The sequence below is a fragment of the Polyangiaceae bacterium genome, from assembly GCA_020633235.1.
GTDB lineage: Bacteria > Myxococcota_A > Polyangia > Polyangiales > Polyangiaceae > JACKEA01.
This window is the reverse complement of sequence record JACKEA010000001.1, coordinates 960,455-978,018: the sequence shown is the minus strand read 5'-3', so window position 1 is coordinate 978,018 and position 17,564 is coordinate 960,455. Positions and strand designations below refer to the sequence as shown.

At 68.3% G+C, this 17,564-nt stretch carries 17 protein-coding genes; 7 read left to right on the top strand and 10 right to left on the bottom strand.

Features of this window, described 5'->3' with window-relative positions:
* Positions 1–66: 66 nt before the first annotated feature.
* Positions 67–882: a hypothetical protein gene (locus H6717_04275; GenBank protein ID MCB9576237.1), complete on the bottom strand. Its 816-nt coding sequence runs from the start codon at positions 880–882 to the stop codon at positions 67–69.
* A 79-nt stretch (positions 883–961) separates the two neighbouring features.
* Here H6717_04275 and H6717_04270 point away from each other — a divergent pair, with 79 nt between their 5' ends.
* On the top strand, positions 962–4,252 hold the full coding sequence (locus tag H6717_04270; protein MCB9576236.1) for a hypothetical protein: 3,291 nt from the start codon (positions 962–964) through the stop codon (positions 4,250–4,252).
* Complete coding sequence (locus H6717_04265) at positions 4,252–4,464, top strand: hypothetical protein (GenBank protein ID MCB9576235.1); 213 nt, start codon at positions 4,252–4,254, stop codon at positions 4,462–4,464. Before H6717_04270 ends, H6717_04265 begins: the two co-directional genes overlap by 1 nt.
* Here H6717_04265 and H6717_04260 read toward each other — a convergent pair.
* The 7 genes from H6717_04260 to H6717_04230 all read right to left on the bottom strand — a co-directional run bounded on the left by H6717_04260 (position 4,458) and on the right by H6717_04230 (position 10,668).
* The gene (locus H6717_04260) at positions 4,458–4,997 is read right to left on the bottom strand and encodes a hypothetical protein (GenBank protein ID MCB9576234.1); all 540 of its coding nucleotides are present in this window, start codon (positions 4,995–4,997) and stop codon (positions 4,458–4,460) included. The genes H6717_04265 and H6717_04260 overlap by 7 nt on opposite strands.
* Before the next feature lie 12 nt (positions 4,998–5,009).
* Complete coding sequence (locus H6717_04255) at positions 5,010–5,741, bottom strand: hypothetical protein (protein MCB9576233.1); 732 nt, start codon at positions 5,739–5,741, stop codon at positions 5,010–5,012.
* Positions 5,742–5,825: 84 nt separating this feature from the next.
* Positions 5,826–7,076, bottom strand: a complete 1,251-nt coding sequence (locus H6717_04250) for a hypothetical protein (protein MCB9576232.1) — start codon at positions 7,074–7,076, stop codon at positions 5,826–5,828.
* Between the two features lie 38 nt (positions 7,077–7,114).
* Positions 7,115–8,401, bottom strand: a complete 1,287-nt coding sequence (locus tag H6717_04245; protein MCB9576231.1) for an adenylosuccinate synthetase — start codon at positions 8,399–8,401, stop codon at positions 7,115–7,117.
* Positions 8,398–9,366 (bottom strand): VWA domain-containing protein, encoded by a 969-nt coding sequence (locus H6717_04240; protein ID MCB9576230.1) that lies wholly within the window; start codon positions 9,364–9,366, stop codon positions 8,398–8,400. Before H6717_04240 ends, H6717_04245 begins: the two co-directional genes overlap by 4 nt.
* Before the next feature lie 2 nt (positions 9,367–9,368).
* Positions 9,369–10,355: a hypothetical protein gene (locus H6717_04235; protein MCB9576229.1), complete on the bottom strand. Its 987-nt coding sequence runs from the start codon at positions 10,353–10,355 to the stop codon at positions 9,369–9,371.
* Positions 10,356–10,392: 37 nt separating this feature from the next.
* Complete coding sequence (locus tag H6717_04230; GenBank protein ID MCB9576228.1) at positions 10,393–10,668, bottom strand: hypothetical protein; 276 nt, start codon at positions 10,666–10,668, stop codon at positions 10,393–10,395.
* Between the two features lie 187 nt (positions 10,669–10,855).
* Here H6717_04230 and H6717_04225 point away from each other — a divergent pair, with 187 nt between their 5' ends.
* From H6717_04225 to H6717_04210, 4 genes are read left to right on the top strand one after another with little or no spacing between them, the layout of a single operon-like run.
* Positions 10,856–11,920: a hypothetical protein gene (locus H6717_04225; GenBank protein ID MCB9576227.1), complete on the top strand. Its 1,065-nt coding sequence runs from the start codon at positions 10,856–10,858 to the stop codon at positions 11,918–11,920.
* A 25-nt stretch (positions 11,921–11,945) separates the two neighbouring features.
* Entirely contained in the window at positions 11,946–12,443 is a 498-nt protein-coding gene (locus tag H6717_04220) for a hypothetical protein (protein MCB9576226.1), read from the top strand.
* A 44-nt stretch (positions 12,444–12,487) separates the two neighbouring features.
* Positions 12,488–12,841, top strand: coding sequence for a hypothetical protein (locus tag H6717_04215; GenBank protein ID MCB9576225.1), 354 nt, complete (start codon positions 12,488–12,490; stop codon positions 12,839–12,841).
* 20 nt (positions 12,842–12,861) lie between these two features.
* A complete protein-coding gene (locus tag H6717_04210) occupies positions 12,862–14,532 on the top strand; it encodes a DUF4038 domain-containing protein (GenBank protein ID MCB9576224.1) in 1,671 nt (556 codons plus the stop codon).
* 4 nt (positions 14,533–14,536) lie between these two features.
* Here the strand turns inward: H6717_04210 and H6717_04205 are convergent, their stop codons facing one another.
* Positions 14,537–15,349, bottom strand: coding sequence for a hypothetical protein (locus H6717_04205; GenBank protein ID MCB9576223.1), 813 nt, complete (start codon positions 15,347–15,349; stop codon positions 14,537–14,539).
* A 1-nt stretch (position 15,350) separates the two neighbouring features.
* The gene (locus H6717_04200) at positions 15,351–16,343 is read right to left on the bottom strand and encodes a hypothetical protein (protein ID MCB9576222.1); all 993 of its coding nucleotides are present in this window, start codon (positions 16,341–16,343) and stop codon (positions 15,351–15,353) included.
* Positions 16,344–16,455: 112 nt separating this feature from the next.
* Between H6717_04200 and H6717_04195 the strand changes: the two genes are divergently transcribed.
* Positions 16,456–17,562 (top strand): hypothetical protein, encoded by a 1,107-nt coding sequence (locus H6717_04195; protein MCB9576221.1) that lies wholly within the window; start codon positions 16,456–16,458, stop codon positions 17,560–17,562.
* The last annotated feature ends 2 nt before the right edge of the window (positions 17,563–17,564 follow it).

The following is a 17,564-nucleotide window of genomic DNA, read 5'->3' as shown; positions in this document are numbered from 1 at the left end:
CTTAGCAAAATCGCACCGGCTCACCGGGGTGTGTCCGCGGCGGACCGACACCCACATGCCCTCGCGTCACAAAAGCTGTGGCTTGCCGTCCTCGTCGCACACGGCGACGGCGACGTAGCCCGAAGTCCAGCGCATGCTGAGCATGGGCCAGGTCCAAGCGCGGTGCGAGATCGCAGCAACCGACGGCAAGCGCTCGAGGCGACCGAGGTACTGCTTCGCGAGCTCGACGCCGCGCCCCACGCGGTGCCCGCGATGGTAGCCGGCGGTGACGCGACCGCGATAGGCGTCCCCAGGGTCCAGTTCTTCGTCGAGAGAGAACTGCAACACTTCCGGCAAGAACGCGCGGGCGCGAAGGAACTTCTGCACGCGCTCGCGGAACTGGGCCTCCAGCTCGGGCGCGAACACGTGACCGAACGTCTGGACCGCGTCCTCGTAGTACACGACCTTCACCTTCAGCGCCTTGCCGGTGCCGTCACAGTGGCCGCAGGTGAGCTTGCCGCGGTCGCAGTTGCACGAAATCGTACCGTCTCCGACTGGGATCAGGCCGCTGCCACCACACACCGGGCACAGCACGCGGCCGCGATCGTACCAACACTCGCTGCAACGCCCGACCGAGGCGGAGCGGGAGGACTCGTGCAAGAGCGCAAAGGTCTTTGTTTCCGTCGCCGCGAGATCGCCATCGGGCATCTGGTTCTTCATCAAGCGGCGAAACAGCCGCTCACTCACCTCCACGTCATCGACCCAGGACTTGCGGGCGACGCCCTTGCCCACCACCAGAAGCGCGATGACGCGCTCTTCTCGACTCGGACGCTCGAGATCGAAGGATGCCAACAGCGGCAAGAGGTCGTCCACCTGGGGCACGAAGTCTTCGAACTCCGACATCCGGCGATGATAGAGCCACCGAGGTTTCCTCGTCGAACGACCTACCCATTTGCTGGATAGGCACGTTAGAACCAGGGGGATGGCCGCACCGAAGCTCCACCTCGATCCGAACACGAGCCACTTCCGCGTGGAAGGCTACAACCACGCGGAGCCGTTCTCGAGCTTCCTCCCAGGCATCGCCGGCAAGTGGGGCATCCCCACGTGGTGCTTCTACGTGAATCGGGGGCAGGCCATCGCGTCCTTCGGCGTGCGCGACAAAGACGGGCAGATCCTGGAATTCCAGTCCTTCAACCAAGCGTGCATGCGCATCGACCGCGAAGGGTTTCGTACCTTCCTTCGCGTCGGCGACAAGAGCGTACACGAGCCGTTCTCGCGCGACGCCTCCGCCCGCGTACAGCAGACGATGGACATCGCGCCCGGAGAGCTCACCCTGTTCGAGCACGACCCGACCACCGGGCTGGACGTGGAGGTGAGCTACTTCGGCTTGCCGAACCTGCGCGTCGCCGGTCTGGTGCGCGTGCTTCGCATCAAGAACACCAAGAAGAAGTCCGTTCGTCTGGACTACGTGGACGGCCTCGTGCGCATCTTGCCGTTCGGTCTGGACCGCGCGCGCATCAAGGGCATCCCGCGGCACATCGAAGGAATGATGGGCGTCGTCGAGCGCGGCGGCGCCGCCATCTACCGCCTCAAGCAAACCGCCGACGACAGCGAGCAGGTGGGTCTGCTCGAGGCCGGACACTTCTACCTGCGCGTGGGGCACGACGATTCCAAGGGCCTGATCGTGGACCCCGAGGTGCTGTTCGGTGAGCCCTTCAACGTGGAGCACCCCGCCCGCTTCGCCCAAGGGGGCGCGCGCGGCGTGCTCTCACAGCCGCAGTACTGGGAGAACAAGACGCCAGCGGCGATGCACGCCGAGACCCGCACGCTGGAACCGGGCGGAGAAATCACGCTGGCCAGCGTCTTCGGCTACGCGGCTCGGGACATGGACCTGGATGCGCTGATCGCCAAGGCTCGCCACCCGAGCTTCTTGGACAAGAAGCGGGAGGAGAACCGGCGGATCATCGAGGAGATAGCGGACCACGCGTTTACCGTCTCGTCCTCGCCGGAGCTGGATGCGTACTCCCGGCAGGACTTCTTGGACAACGTCATCCGCGGCGGAATGCCGGAGACGTTCGAGTGTCAGAGCGGCAAGAGCTCCGTGTACGTCTACTCCCGCCAGAACGGTGACCTCGAACGCGACTACCACTTCTTCGTGTTGGAACCGACTTACCTGTCGCAGGGGACGGGACACTACCGCAGCGTGCTCCAGAACCGACGCACCGACGCGTGGTTCTTTCCGGAAACGGAGGACGTGAACCTGCGCACCTTCTTGGGGTTGATTCAGCTCGACGGCTACAACCCGCTGGAGGTCTTGGGCCTGTCCTATCGCATCACGGACCACGCGGCGGCAGAGGCATGGGCGGACAAACGCGTGGATGACGCGCGAGCGCGGAGCGAGCTGCTTTCCTGGATGCAGGAGGGCTATTCGCCGGGAGAGCTGGTGATGCGCCTCGAGGACTTGACGGGTCTCGAGCCGGAGCGGCGCACCGCGACGCTCGACGAAGTGCTGGCGTTCTCCGAAGAGAACGAGGTGGGCGGGTTGCACGAGGGTTTCTGGGTGGACCACTGGCACTACAACGTGGATCTGCTCGAGGTGCTGCTGATGGTCTATCCAGACCGCCTCGACGACCTCCTGTGCGGCGCCTCACGCTACGGGTTCTTCGATGATCCGGACGTGATCGTGCCGCGCAGCCAGCGCGCGGTGAACGTGGGCGGCAAGATCCGGAGCTACGGAGCCGTGAAGCGCGACGCGGAGAAGGCGGCCATCATCGCGGCCCGCGCGGAGCACCGCTACGCCGTGCGCGCCGGCTACGGGCAGGGAGAGATCTACCGGACCTCGCTGCTCGGCAAGCTGCTCACCATCGTGGTCAATCGCCTGGCCACGCTGGACCCTGAGGGCACCGGCATCGAGATGGAAGCCGGCAAGCCCGGCTGGAACGACTCCATGAACGGCCTTCCGGGGCTGTTCGGCTCCGGGTTGAGCGAGACTCTGGAGCTCGCGCGCACCGTGCACCTCTTGCTCGGATGGCTCGGCAAGGTCAAGAACGCCCGCACCCGCGCGCTGCCGCTGTTCGAAGAGCTGGTGGACTTCATGCGGGATCTGGAGCCGGTGCTGAAGACCCGCCTCGGCGCGCGCTCCAAGCACGCGAGCCTCGGCTACTACGACGAAGCGAACCGCATCAAGGAGGCATATCGCGAGCGGACGCGCCTGGGCGTGAGCGGCAACGAGGTGCGCGTTCCCATACGCGAGCTGTGCACCTTTCTGAGCACCGCCCGGGACATGCTGGACCGCATCTTTACCGGCAAGAACAAGGCGAAGGTGGTGGCCAAGAACGGCGTTCCATACACCTATTTCGTGAACGACGTGACGGACTACGAGCCCACCGGCGACAAGAACCACCTGGGGCACCCCACGGTGGTACCGCACTACTTCCAGCAGCGCCCCGTCAAGCTGTTCCTGGAAGGAGCGGTGCACTGGATGAAGCACCGCAGAGACGAGGCCAAGAGCGTGTACGACGCCGTGATTCGCTCGCCGCTCTACGATCGCAAGCTGAAGATGTACAAGAGCTGCGAGAACATGCGCGGGGAATCCCCGGAGCTCGGCCGTGCGGTGGGAGCCTACCCCCGCGGCTGGATCGAGAACGAATCGATCTACCTGCACATGGAATACAAGTACCTCTTGGAGGTGCTGCGCGCCGGCTTGTGCGACGAGTTCTGGAAGGACGCCGAGCGGGCGCTGATCCCGTTCATGGATCCCGCGGTGTACGGCCGCAGCACGCTGGAAGGCGCGTCGTTCATCGTATCCAGTGCCTACGCGGATCCGCGGCTCCACGGCCGCGCCTTCCAACCGCGCCTGTCCGGCATCACCTGCGAGTACCTGCACATGTGGGTGCTGGCGGTGGCCGGAGAAGCCCCGTTCACGCTGGATCGCCAAGGCAAGCTGGAGCTGGCCCTGGAGCCGCGCCTACCAGGTTGGCTCTTCACCACGGAAGAAACCCGACGCGAGTACTTCGATCCCAGAGACGGCTGGACGGAGCTCACCATTCCGGAGAACAGCTTCGCTTTCAAATTCTTGGGCCGCACGCTGGTCGTCTACGAGAACGAGAAGCGCAAGAACACCTTCGGTCGTACGGGCGCCAAGCCCAAGGGCTTCACGCTGAGCTACCGCAACGGGCGGAGCTTCAAGGTGAACGGCAAGTCGGTGCCGGCGCGGCATGCCCGTGCAGTTCGCAATGGTGAAGTGAGCCGCATCGACGTGACACTCCGCTAGTGCTACGCAGATTGATGCTGTCCGCCCTGTTCATCGGGTGCGTGGGGTGCGTGCTCGTGGTGTACGGGAAACGCATGGCCCGGGTCCCCCACCTGGCCGCCGGCGCGCTGATGCTGGTGTACCCCTACTTCGTGTCCAGCGCGCTCTTGAGCCTGGGGATCTTCGCGGTGCTCGTGGGCGTGCTCGTCGCCGCCGTGCGCTTCGGCTACTGACGAAAGCTCAGGGCCACGCGCTCCTCTCGACACAGCTCCAGGAACGGAAGCACGCGCCCCGCCCCCGCGGGGTCCGCGGCAACGAGCTTTTCCAAGAGCTCCAGCACGTCGATCACGCTGAAATAGGCCGCGCCCTGAAGCGGATGGTCGGGCGAAAAATCGAAGTGCCCGGCGAGGGCCGGTGCCGGAACGATGACCGCGCGAGACATGGGCAAGAGCAGCGACACGGGGCCCGAGAGCTCCGCGCTCGGGCCGAGCTCCGCCACCCTCGCGAGGATCCGCGTCGCGTCCGCCTCCGGCAGCGGTCCGCCGACGTCGTCGGAGCGCGCCATCATCACCAGCTCACCGCTCTCCTGCTCCAAAGGGTAGGAGAGCGGCCACTCCGCCCGCATCGGCTCGTGCACCTCGTAGTCGTCCAGGCCGAGCCCGTCCGCCACTGCATTCACCACGTGGAACAACACGTCGTCACGGCAGAAGCTTCCAGGCGTGCCGTCGGCAAAGGCCCCAGCGAGGCCCACCTCCAAACTCGTCATCGCGCGAGGGTATCAGGCGCACACGGGACAGCTACAGCTGAGGACGTTCGGCGCGAAAACGCCGTCGCACACCAGCTCGTTGCCCTTGCACAAGCTGGCGGCGCAGCTGCACGACAGCGGCTGTCCCTGGCAGGGGTTGTCCTCGCAGGCGAAGGTCACGCCGAAGCCCTGAAACGTCTGCACGCACACCTGACCGCTGGCGCACACCTTTTCGCCGCAGGCGGTGCCCGCGCAGGGCTGGCCGTTGGAGGCCGCGGAGCCTTGCCAGCTCTTGCCATCGCAGTCGAAGTGCTTCTTCGTCTGCACGCCGTTCTCGCACACCTCGTAGTCGCAGGAGAGACCGCCCATGCAGCTGCAAGCCTCGCCCGCCTGGGGCGGCTGATCGGGACAGATGGGTGCCGCGCAGGGTGCCGCGGCGACCTGCCACTTGCCCTGCTGGCACTGGGCGAAGGTCGGGCAGCATTCGCCGTAGCTGCAGGACAGCCCTTCCGCCGAGCACGCCGAGCCATTCACGGGAAGCGCCGCTGGACAGGCAGAGGTTCCGCCGCCGGTTCCACCCGTGGCCCCGCCCGTGCCCGCCGTCGCCCCGGTCCCGCCGCCTCCCGTGCCCTGCCCTGCCCCGCCTCCCGTGCCCTGGCCCGCAGCGCCTCCGCTGCCGCCATGCAGACCGGCGTCGGTGACGCCGCCGCAAGCGACGGCGAAGAAGGAAACCAGCGCGATGGGCCCAAGCGTCCGGAAAGTCATGCCCAACGCCTGTGCACCTGGCATGCCAGCCGCTTTTTCAGGGCTTTTCTCGGTAGCGTGCCACTTTCGCGGCACACACCGTGATCAGTAATGCGTGCTCACGCTGTAGGGGGTGCACTGCGTCACGTTGGGAGCCGTGACCTTCACGTACACGGTCGCGTTGTCGCTGGAGCCCGAGCAGTTGATGGATAGCTTTGCCGTTCCGGTCGCGGTGTCGCAACAGCCCTGAAGACCACCCTCCGTGGAGGGTGAGCCGGAATCGCAGCTCAGGCTGAGCCCGTTGCACTCGGCGTACATGCACACGTTCACCGAGCCGGTGGCCGTTGCGGTGGGATCCACGACGCAGCCGAAGGTGTCGGTGCCGGTGAACTTGTACCAGTCCACGTCGGCAGCGCCGTCGATACCCGCGCTGATGGACTGACCGGTGCCGTCGCAATCGGTCATGCTGCCGAGATAGGACGCGTTGGCGACGTCCTCGTTTGGCTCGTAGCCGGCGTCGAAGCAGCCAGTGCTGCCCCCAGTTCCCCCGGTACCGGCGGTGCCCCCGGTGCCCGCCGTGCCGCCAGTTCCGGCAGTGCCCCCGGTCCCCGCGCCGCCGCCGGTTCCGGCAAAGCCGCCGGTGCCCGCGGTTCCCCCCGTTCCGGCGAAGCCCCCGGTCCCCGCGCCGCCGCCGGTCCCCGCGCCGCCACCACTGCCGCCCGTGCCGCATCCCCCGCCGCTCGTGTCGCCGTTGATCAGACTGTCGATCAGACACTTCGCGGTTTCCGTGGGGACCGCACGGCTGGCGATCACCTGCTGCACGCAGCTCGAGAACTGCGCGGTGCACGTCAGCGGGTTCGCCTTCGCGCACTGCGTCTCGAGCTCGCTCACCAGGCTGTCACTCATCGGCAAGACCAGCGCGCCGGCAACCTTGAGCTCGTCCGGAACCGAGCTCGACGAATCGAAGAACACGCCCTCGCAACCCGGGATCAAGCCGCCCGCGCAGTCGTTGCAGAAGGAGCTGGCGAAGCTCTGCTGCGCCGCCGAAGGCGTGAGGCCCGAGAAGGCGCTGGCCATGCAGCTCGCCGGCGAACCGCCGCCGTCGATGCAGGCCCGGACGGCGTTCAAGTACGGCTCGCTCAAGAGATCCACCACGGCAGCGCAATCCGCCACCAGCGCCTGGTCGCAAGTGCTCGCGGAGCTGCAGCTGTTCACGTAAGAATTGATGGACTGACACAGCTTCTGTCCGGGCGTCTCTGCCGGCGTGCTTCCACCTCCGCCGCCATCGCTGCTGCAGCCCACCGCGGCGCCGAGCGCCACGAGCACCAAGGAACCCAAGAGCCGACGCACCTTCATGCCTCGCAAGATCGCAGGCCCGGCAGAGGCGCGCAAGGCTAGCCGATGGGCAGCTTCTGTTGGTCCGCCGCGGAACCACGCGACCAACGCTTGTGCGACGCAGCCGGCCCGTGGCCGGAAATGACGACGGGCAGTCGGACCCGCGCCTCGAGCTGCGGAATCAGCTCGTCCCGCGGCACCATTTCCAGCTCCGGCACGACGCCCTCCCGCGCGAGCCGCGTGCGGAACGACGCGTCGAGCGCCGTCAGGCCCCCGCGGTACCGATCGCAGAGCGGCACTTCCTCCGGCACGGCGTCCAAGTGCGTCAGCGCGAGCGCGTCCACCCCTCCCGCGTCGCGCAGCGCGGTCCGGAGCAACACGAGATCGAGGGGCCCGCTACGGAAGGCACCCTGCCAGCCGTCGCTTTCGTTGTGGGGCTCCGGCCGTTCGACCTCGTCCTCGGTGGGCAGCGGACCTTCGCCGTGACGAGTGGCGTAGGCGCGGGTGACGCCGACGCTCGTGACCGAAGCCCCCGTCCCTTGCAACAGCGCTCTTGCGCCCCGCGTCGTGCAGTCTCCCCAGGTGGTGTGCGGGTGAAAGCCGGCGTCTTGGTCCAGCAGCACGCCCTGGGCGCCTTCGAACACCACGGAGCGCGCGTCGGACCACAGCCGTCGCGCCGCGTCGCGGGGTAGCACGCGAAGGCGCGCCGCCACTTCGCGCCAGAGCAGCACGGTGCGTTCCACCGCGTCGGAGTCGTCCAGCAGGCGCCACTCTTCCGCCGCCCGCGGATCGCCGAGCGCACGCGTGAACGCGAGCTCGGTCCGCACGTGCTGGAGCTGGGCCCGGAGCGCGTCGGCCAGCACGCGGGGCCGATGGATGTCTGCGGCGCGAAGCCCGCGCCCCGCGCGGGCGTCCATGACGGCCTCCCCGATGCCGACGCCCGTGGTTCCGTGACGCCCATCGCCCCGGCCGAGCTCCCGGAGCCGCGTCGCGGCACCTTGAAACGGGCTCACCAAGAGCGCGCCGTCATCGACGTACAGGCGCTCGAAGGCGTCTGGGATGCCCACCCGCGCGAGGGCGCGCGCCTCTTCCAGCAGGGCCCCCGGGTGCAGCACGAAATCCGGCCCCAGGTAGCTCCGCACGCCGGGCACGAAGCTGCCCGCACCGAGCTGCGAGAACGTGTGATGGCGACCGTCGTCGGTCACCACGTTGTGTCCCGCCTGCGCGCCGCCGTTGAAGCGCACGACCCACTCGGCCCCGCGCTCGCGCACGAGGAAGTCCGTGATCGTCCCCTTGCCCGCGTCGCCGAACCCCAGGTCGACGACGATCCAGGCTTCGAGGCTCACCGCTGGTAGCCGCTCGGCCCGGTGCCTCCCGGCAAGGCTGCGCTTCCGAGGGGCGGCTCGGCCGCGCCATCCCGCACGATGCTGGCGGCGAACGGCGTCAGCGCGCGCGCCACCGCAGCGCCCACCTCGGGCGCCAGCCCGGCTTCGGCGAAGCGCTGCATCAGCTCGCCGAGCGAGGCCGAGGAACCTTCCAGCAAGGAAACGAGGCCGGCGGCGACGTAGCTGGTGTGATCCGGCTGCTCCATCACGATCACGCGATCTCCCAGCAGATCCCGCCAGGCCCGCTCCACGGCGCGTGCGCGTCCCGGATCCGGGATCAGATAGAACGGTTCATAGGAGCGCTGAGTCTCCTCGATGATCTGCGCAATGGGAATGTCGGCGTCCAGCTCGTCTCCGATCAGCTGTTTCACCTGCGTGCGGGAAACCGCGGGGTTCGGCGGCTCGTCCCCGGTGATGAACAAATAGCCGCGGCGCCCGCGCTTCTTCACGCAGTCCGTCTCCGTGTGGCGCGCCGCGAAGTACATGGCCAGCTCGTAGCTCTCGTTGCCCCCGCCGCCGCCGCCTTCCAGGTACAGCCAGGTCAGCCACTGGTCCATCAGGCTCTCGGTCGATTCGAACTGTCCGACCTGCAATGGAGCGCGATCTCCCCGCGCACAACCGACGCCCATGAACATCACCTGTGGATCGGTGACCTTGGCGTCGAGCAGCGCCTTCATGAACACGGGGAGCGTGTCGGTCGCGAGCTTGGCGGGGATCTCTCCCATGGAACCGCTCACGTCCAACGCGAAGATCACCGCCAGGGAATGCGGGTGAGACTCCGAGTCACGGCTCTCCCGCAGCTTCACGCCGAAGGGGTTCATCAGATCGTGGCACTGCCGCTGCGTGAACAGCTCCGCTTGGCTGGCGCTCGCGCGCTTCTGAGTCATCGCGACGTGGGCCTGGTAGCTGTACATGCCGTGTCCCATGCTCATGCTCCTTGGGCGGTGGCCGGCCATCCCGGCATCTGCAGCGGACTATAGGTGGGAGGCCCGAACGCAGAAAGCGCCTCCTGATCCAAGTCGTCCCGGAGACTCCAGGCGCTGTCGAAGCGCCCGGCAGCGGCGGCGATCATCAGCCGCCCGAGGGCCCCGGGGAACTTCCCGGACTCGTCGAAACGCTTGGCGCCGGTCACCGCAAGCGTCACCCGAGCGGCCATCGCGATGTCCGCTCGGGGCACCACCTGGTGATGCTTGAGCACCGGCTCCGGATAGAACGCTTTCCATTTGCGGCTGATGGCGGGCAGCCGTTCCGGGCGCGTGGTGGCGGCGCTCCAGCCCACCAGGGTAGCGCCATGGTCCCGCGGATGAATCAGCACGTGCGGCGGGACGATGGCGCCGTGCATCACGTCCGTCGTGTGCACCCAGCCCAAGAGCTCGAGCTGACGCTTGAAGATCCAGGTAGCGATGCGCGCGTCCACGCCGTCGGGATGCACTCGGTCCACGTCCTCCAGCGTGTGGACGAAACCGCTGCGCCAGCCGTAGACCAGGATCAGACGATCGTGCCCTTCCAGGTGCAGTTGGCCCATCGCGATCATGCGCGGCAGCCGCTGCGTGAAGTGCTCGGCGCCCGGTGTGGAGCTCGCGTGCAGGCGCTCGAGCATCGCCCACTCGCGGCGCAGCAGGTCGGAGTCCGACAGCGCGCGCTGCACCTTGATCACGCACAGCTCCCCGAGCCGCTTGACCCAACGACCGCGGTACACGTCGCAGGCGTCCCCCGCCCCGATGCGCCCTTCGAGCACGTAGGTTCTGCCGCCCACGTTCAGCCGCGGGCGGCCGTCGTCCGGCATCGTCGCGGGGACCGGCTCGCCGACCTTCCCCGGAGCGTTGTGCGCGCCGCAGTGCTGACACACCACGACGATCTCGGTCCAGGCCGCGTCCAGCGGCGCGCCGCAGCGATCGCAGAACGTGACGCGCATCGCCTCGACGATACTCGTGGTCCGGGCCGGCGGATACTCAGTCTTCGTCCCGCGGTCGGGACCACGCGGCATCTTCCACGGGCTTGACCCGGGTAGCCACGCTGATCCCGTTGATCACCACGAGGGCCGCGCCCACCGCCGCCAGCACGTACACGACCGTCTGCCCGGGGCTGGTTGACATCAGCCCCACTCGTTCACCGGGTCCGGCGAAGTGGAGCCAGATGGCGTAGTCGGCGAGATACAGCACCGCCCAGGTCAGCACCACCACATAGGCGGCGATGGACGCGACGGCCACTCTCAAAGGCTTGTTCATCCCCGCACCTCCAGGTTCGACAAAACCCAATGCCGAGCGAGGATGCAAGAGAGGAGCGTCAGGGATTGCCCGCCGCGTCCAAACACGCCGCCGCGGAACCCAAGCTCCACGCCGCCTGTTTGGTCCAAGGGACTCGATGCGCGGCGGCCATGTCATTTGCGCGAGCTTGCTGCTCGCGACGGCCTGCATGCGCCCCAGGGCGCCCGCGGAGTTTCCTGGGGACGAGGGCCGCGACGCGGTGACGCGAGCCCTGGCCAAGCTCTCCCTCTCCGATCGAGCGATTGCCCCAGAAGCCCTGTGCGCGCCGAGCGGGCGCGGGTACCGAGCAGCGAGCGCCGCCGCGAGCCAGTGCTCGGCGCCTCCGGAACACTGGCTCGCGGATCCGCTGCTCCGGGACGCGCGGCGGGAGCGCAGCTTCGGAGATCTCGGAAGCGCCGACTACTACCGAAGCACCGTGCGCAAGCTCGAAGATGGCCTGGTGCGATCGCGACCGCGCACGCGAGCGCGGCGCACGATCCTGGAGTGGCTGTCCATTGCCCTCGACCGGCTGCGGCGGGTCGAGAGCACCGACCCGAGCGACACCGGACACTGCCTGGTGCACTACCTGGGCTTGCTGGCAGACGAGCCCGCGCCGGGCGCGAGGCCATCGCGCCGCAGCGACATCCAATATACCCGGGCGCTGGAGCTCGAGCTTCTGGGTTGGCGAACGGAGGCGCTCTCGGAGTATCGACAGCTCGCCCGTGGGGAGCCCTTTGGCGCCGGCTTCGCGGGCGCGCACGCCGCGCTCGGAGACGCCGCGCTGCGCGCCTCCTTCTGTGACGAAGCGGAGCTTCGCGTGGCTCATGGCCACTACCTCGTCGCGGCGTCCATCCGCGCGCCCATCGGCTCGCCCCTCGCGGGCTACGCCCGCGTGCGTTTGGCGCAGGTGGAGCAGTCCATGGGCGCCCTCGGGCCCGCCGGGCGACAGCTCGAGCTCGCCACCGCGGCGCTCGGCGGCTCCTATCTCGGGCCCGAGCGGCGACGCCTGGCGACCCTTGCCAAGGAAACGCTTCGACAGAACCTGTTGCTGGCCCTGGGGGACGGGACCCTGCCCTTGGTCATGGCCTATGCCCCCGGCGGCGGCGCCTGCCAGATGCTCCTCAGCGTGAGCCTCGAACAGCGGGACGCGGCGGTTCGGCACCACATGGAGAGCACCCTGCTCACCCATTGCGGATGGATGAAGGAAGCGCCGGATCCGAGACCGGTGCCTTGACGCGGGGCGTGCTACTTTCCGAAAGATGAGCTTACTTCGCGTTCTGTTCACGGTCCTCGTCGCGGGCTGCAGCAGCTCCGCCACTCACACGCAGACCACGGTGGAGGCTGGGACGGGCGGCCAGGCGGGCAGCGGTGGGCAGGCCGGCGGCAGCGCGGGCCAAGCGGGCAGCGGTGGGCAGGCCGGCGGCAGCGCGGGCCAAGCGGGCGAAACCGGCTTGCCCACAGACTGCGGGAGCAAGCTCGGCGGTTGCGATCCCGTGGCCGGAACCGGGTGCACGAGCGAGCAGCAATGCGACTTCGACGGCAGTCTATTCAACTGCAAGCCGCTCCAAGCGTCGGCACCTGAGGTCGGGAGCACCTGCTCGGACCCGGCGAACTTCTGCGCACCCGGCGGCATCTGCGACCAGGACGACATCATCTGCCGCAAGGTGTGTTGCGTGAGCTCGGACTGTCCCCAGCAGGAAGAGTGCACGGTGACGCCGGGCGGCAGCTTCGGGTTCTGCAAGCCGAAGTCACGCTGACGGAAGAGCTTGTCGCGGCGCCGCGGGCGTGAAAGACAGCGCCCATGATCAAAATGGTGGGGGCGTGTCCGGTGTGCGGGCAGCCGATGGACGAAATGTCGGTGCGCCAGACGTCGCAGGGCACGATGTGCGCAGAGTGCGTCTTCAAGCGCGACTACGAACGACGACAGCACCGGGGCGCGGCGATGGCCATGGCTGGGGCGGGCCAGAGTCCCACATCCGCCCCCGCTTCGAGCGACGGCGTGCTGCTCGGCTTCCTCGCAGGTTTCCTGTGCGGGGTCCTCGGCCTGCTCGTGGTGTGGATCACCAGCCAGAGCTCCAAGATGAAGAACGCCGCCATTGCCGGCATCGTGGTTCAGGTCGTGCTCGGCGTCTTGGTGCGTATCGCGTATCGCTGAGACTCGCGTAGACTGCGGCCATGCGATGGGCCTCGACGGCACTGTTGGCGCTGACCCTCGTCGCCAGCTCCTGCCAAGGGGAAGACGACGCGGCGGGTGGTTCGGGGGGCGCCGCGGGCCAGGGCACGGGGGCGTCCGCAGGAACCGGCGCCGCCGCAGCGGGAGGTGCGGCGGGGCAGAGCTCCGACGCGGGGCCGGACGCTCCGACGGCCGACCATGACCGCTACGAGCCCATCGAGATCGAGCTCACGGCCGAGAGCACACCGTCGAATCCCTACACGGGCGTGGAGCTTGCGGCTCAGGTCACGCCACCGAGCGGCAGCGGAGAGGCGCCCTACACGGTCCCCGGCTTCTGGGACGGCGGCGACACGTTCCGCGTGCGCTTTGCTCCACGAAACGCCGGCACCTATTCGCTGACCACGGCGTCCACGCCGGCCGACCCGGGGCTGGACGGCAAGACCTTCTCGTTCACGGTGGGGAGCGCGTATTCGAGCTGGGCGCCGCACGGCTTCGTGAACGTGGATCCGGCAACGAAGTACTACTTCGCCACGGACGACGGCACGCCGTTCCTGTGGGTTGGCGACACCAACTGGATCAACTTGTACGAGCGCGCCTGGGACCAGCCCCTGTTTTCCGACGCCATGTGGCAGAAGCTCGCGGACGCGCGCAAGGACTTCGGATTTTCCGTACTGCAGTCCGTCGTGTACAACGACTCCGAGCACTGGGAAGACGGCGAGTATCCCTTCGGCGGCACCCAAGGCGACGACCACGACGTGTTGAACCCCGTCTCCTGGCAGCGAGTGGACGCGCGCGTTCAATACGCCGTCAAGAAAGGACTCTTCGTCTACCTGATGACGAGCTCCAACGGGAAGCACTTCCAGTGGCCCGTGGAGCAGAGGGAACGACTGTACCGAAACATCGTCGCGCGCTACGCCGCCTACAACGTGGGGTTCGGCGGAGGCGAGGAAGTGGACCGCAACGGCTTCGGCACCGACGCGAAGTACCAGCACATGATCGACGCGCTCCACGCGCTCGATCCGTACCGCCGCATGGTCGGCCTCCACGCCGCCGACACCGGCGTGAAGCTCGTGCCCAACGCCGTCGATTTCCTGTTGATCCAGTACTACACGAGCCAAATTTCCTTCGACGAGAGCGAAGGCGCTTCACGAAAGTACGGCAAACCCTTCGTCACCGCGGAGACCTACTACTTCGACAACGGCAAGAGCGGCATGGACGATCCGGTCAGCATCCGACGCATGACGTGGCGCATCCTGCTCGGTGGCGCCGCCGGCTACACTTATGGTCACATGGGCATCGCGGTGCCCACCGGAAGCAGCCATCCGACCGCATACGACCTCGCCGACCTCACGGATGCGTCCGCCGAAGAGATGAAGAAGGTGGCCGCTTGGTTCCGAGAGCCGGGCCTTTCCTGGTGGACCTGGACGCGCTTCGAGTCACTGGGCAACGGGCGGTTCTTGTCCGCCAAGCCCGGCGTTCAGTACGCCATCGCCACGGAGAGCAGCAGCGCCGCATTCGACGTGGACCTGTCGGACGCCAGCGGCACCCTCTCCGGGGAGTGGTTCGACATGGCGACGGGCAAGCCCAACGGCAACGTCACGCTTCAGGCCGGCAGCAGCGTGAGCGTCGCGCCACCGGGACCTTGGCACGTGCTGCGGCTGGACGGCAGCTGACGCTTCAAGGTCGAACGACGAAACGTAGCTCCTCGGGCGACGGCTCCCTGAGGCGACCGTCGATGGAAAGCTCGGCGGCTTCCCGCACGAAGCACTCGAGCGCGAGCGGGTCGTCGAGCTCGCTGCCCGTCGTGTCGACGTTCATGAAGCGCCCCAGGCGGTCCACGGTCAGGTGCAGCTCCACGCGCCCCCCGAGCTTCGGCCGCGTCACCAGCGCGGCGGTGTAGCACCGGCGGAAACCCTGCGACGCTTCGAGCGCCCGAGCGACCGGCGACGCTCGGTCCTCGAAGGCAACCTGGCCCTGTTGCCGAGGCAGCGACTTGGCCTCACTCGGACAGCGTCCATAGCTCAGCGCCGGGCGCGGCGGCGGACAGCGCGGCGGCGTCGCCAAGAACGCGAGAAAGCGAGCACAGGTCGCGCCGAGCCCCCCGAGCGCGCACTCCTTGGTGTACGCGGCGTGCGCCCGCTCTTGGTCGAAGGGACTGAGCACGTCTCCGAGGCCGCGGCATGCGCCCGCCTGCATTGCGCGACATTCGCGGGTGAGCCGCGCTGCACGCTCGAACGTCGCGCGGTCGAAGAACTGGCACGACAGCCCGCGGTAGGAGGCATGCGGATCGAGGCGACAGCCGCGCGCCGAGAGCCGCTCCACGACGTCCGGATCGGATCCCAGACGCGCGGCCGCCGCGCGCAAGCACGCCCCAGCGTCCCCGCACTCGCTGTCGGCCGCCGCAGACGCATCCCGAGCCGCCATCCGCTCCCTCGGCGGTGTCTGGTCGCAGCTCAGGAGCACGAGCAGCACGATGGCAGCTCGGCGCACCTCAGCTCTCCGTTCGCGGGCGGAACACGCCCATCAAGTCGTGGTCGTAGGGGCCGGGTTTTCGGGAGGCAAAGGCCTGCCACTGCCCGCGATCGTCCTTCACCAACGACGCCCAGCGCCCACTGCCCGCATCGTACGCCCAAGCGTGGCGCTCCACTCCGCCGCGGCTGGCCTCACCGCCGGCGCCCCAGGCCGAATCGCATTCGAGGATCACGAAGCGCGAGTTGGGCGAATCCCCCAGGGCCCGCGCGATGCGCTGGTGCATCGCCGTTTTCTGCGGCACCGCGTGGCGATCGAACACGATGACCTTGTGCCCGGTGCCGTCCGACCCGCCCGTGAGCACCATCACGTCCCCCGCCTTGGCGTCCGCCGGGTCGACGCGACGAAACGTGCGCGGTGACGGCGCTTGCAGCCCCGACGCCAGCACGTCTCCGAGCCCATAGCGCGCCGCCGGCGCCCCGCGCGCGGCCAGGAAAGCGTGGTGCACGTAGCCCGAGCAGTCCATTCCGATGCCATGGTCCCACATCAACTGTCGCACGCCGGCTTCCGTAGCCGGGTAGCGCGCGCCCGCCGGCGAGTCGATCACCGCTTGCGTGACGCGGCGGATCTGTTCCGGCGTGCCCTTGCCGGAAGTGACCAGCCCGAGATCGCGAGCGACCGCGCGATACGCCTTTGGCGACAGCTCTCGACGGATGCGCGTGACGTACACTCCGGGCGACTCTTGGTTCATGCCGCCGACCATGCGGAACGCCGGCGGTACCACGAGCTCCTTGCCGCCCACGCGATAGGGCCCAGAAGCCGCTTCCATGAAGCTCTGGAGCCGCGCCTTGATCTGCTCCGTGCTCGCGGACGCGCCACGCTGCGTGACGAGGGAATGCACCGCAGGGCGCAGCGCTGCTTCGGCTCGAGCCGGGCGCTCCGGGCGCTCGGGCGGTGGAGCTTCCGGGAGTCGGGGGTGTTCGGGACGACGGGCCTGGACCGGGGAGACGCTCATGGCGCCCCCCTCGGACTCCCGGCACCACCGGTTGCCTCAGGATGTCGGTCCGCCGCGGAACCACTGATGGCGACCGCTTGACGCGGCGCGGGTCGGCGAGTCTAAGCCTCGCATGCGCTTGTTCGTCGCCCTGCTCGCTGCCCCGCTCGCTCTGGGATGCAAGGAAGAGCCCGCACCGGCCGAGGCCACGGCGCCCAGCACGGCGGTCTCGTCGGTCAGAGCTCCCGTGGCGGCGTCGGCGCCCGCGCCCGTCGCGCGCACGCCAAAGCCCGTCCCCTCCCCGATCCAGTGCAAGGCCCTCGCGAAGAAGAAGCTGGTGGCCATTGGCGCCCACGGCGGCCGAGCGGCGCTGCCCGTCACGGCGAACGGACACGTGTACGTATTCGCCCACGAGGAGGCCCGCGCCCGCGCGACGCTGCTGGCCATGCCGCGCAACGGCGACAAGGCCGCAGAGATCGGCCACGTCACTTCGACGAAGGCGCCCGACGCCCTGGTGGTCGACGAGGGCGCGGCCTACTTCACCGTCGGCCGCAAGCTGATGGCGCTGCCTCTATCCGGCGGGGAGGCTCGGGAGCTCGCACCCAAGGTGGGAAAGCCTCTCGCGTTGGGAGGCGGCAAGCTCTACGCGCTCCGATGCCCGGCGGACCAGGAAGCCGACGAGCTGGTCAGCGTCGAAGGCGAGAGCGGAACGACGACCGTCGTGGCCAGCATCCCGCGCGCGTCCAAGAGCACGAAGTGCGAGTACAGCGCGCTCACCGTGACCGACGCCGCCGCCTACGTGAGCGACTGGAGCAAGCGGCGCATCTTGAAGCTGGCGCTCACGGGTGGCGCGCTGACCGTGCTCGCGGAAAAGCAAGCATTCCCCGGGCGCATCGTGCCCGGCGGCGGCGTCGTGCTGTTTCAATCGTCCACCGGGGTACAGCAAGTATCCGACGCCGGCGGAGCGGTGAAGACGCTCACCGGGGACGGCGCGATGCCCTTCGAGGCCCTGGCCTGGGACGAAAGCGACCTCTACATCCTGAACACTCCCGCCTACTCCGAGCGTGACATGGTGGTGCGGCTCCCGCGCGCCGGCGGCAAGCGTGAAGAGCTCGAGCACTTCCGTGTGGCAGACGTCACCGCAGGTGGCGGGCGCGTGGACCTTACCGTCGACGAGCAGTGCGTGTACCTGGCGCACGACAGCTCGCGCTTCATGGAGATCCTGGCCCGCCCCAAGTGACA

Excerpts from the sequence above, each read along its gene's own strand:
- H6717_04275 (MCB9576237.1), bottom strand. The coding sequence starts at position 882 with ATGTCGGAGTTCGAAGACTTCGTGCCCCAGGTGGACGACCTCTTGCCG.
- H6717_04270 (MCB9576236.1), top strand. The coding sequence starts at position 962 with ATGGCCGCACCGAAGCTCCACCTCGATCCGAACACGAGCCACTTCCGC.
- H6717_04260 (MCB9576234.1), bottom strand. The coding sequence starts at position 4,997 with ATGACGAGTTTGGAGGTGGGCCTCGCTGGGGCCTTTGCCGACGGCACG.
- H6717_04255 (MCB9576233.1), bottom strand. The coding sequence starts at position 5,741 with ATGACTTTCCGGACGCTTGGGCCCATCGCGCTGGTTTCCTTCTTCGCC.
- H6717_04250 (MCB9576232.1), bottom strand. The coding sequence starts at position 7,076 with ATGAAGGTGCGTCGGCTCTTGGGTTCCTTGGTGCTCGTGGCGCTCGGC.
- H6717_04240 (MCB9576230.1), bottom strand. The coding sequence starts at position 9,366 with ATGGGACACGGCATGTACAGCTACCAGGCCCACGTCGCGATGACTCAG.
- H6717_04235 (MCB9576229.1), bottom strand. The coding sequence starts at position 10,355 with ATGCGCGTCACGTTCTGCGATCGCTGCGGCGCGCCGCTGGACGCGGCC.
- H6717_04230 (MCB9576228.1), bottom strand. The coding sequence starts at position 10,668 with ATGAACAAGCCTTTGAGAGTGGCCGTCGCGTCCATCGCCGCCTATGTG.
- H6717_04225 (MCB9576227.1), top strand. The coding sequence starts at position 10,856 with ATGCGCCCCAGGGCGCCCGCGGAGTTTCCTGGGGACGAGGGCCGCGAC.
- H6717_04220 (MCB9576226.1), top strand. The coding sequence starts at position 11,946 with ATGAGCTTACTTCGCGTTCTGTTCACGGTCCTCGTCGCGGGCTGCAGC.
- H6717_04215 (MCB9576225.1), top strand. The coding sequence starts at position 12,488 with ATGATCAAAATGGTGGGGGCGTGTCCGGTGTGCGGGCAGCCGATGGAC.
- H6717_04210 (MCB9576224.1), top strand. The coding sequence starts at position 12,862 with ATGCGATGGGCCTCGACGGCACTGTTGGCGCTGACCCTCGTCGCCAGC.
- H6717_04200 (MCB9576222.1), bottom strand. The coding sequence starts at position 16,343 with ATGAGCGTCTCCCCGGTCCAGGCCCGTCGTCCCGAACACCCCCGACTC.
- H6717_04195 (MCB9576221.1), top strand. The coding sequence starts at position 16,456 with ATGCGCTTGTTCGTCGCCCTGCTCGCTGCCCCGCTCGCTCTGGGATGC.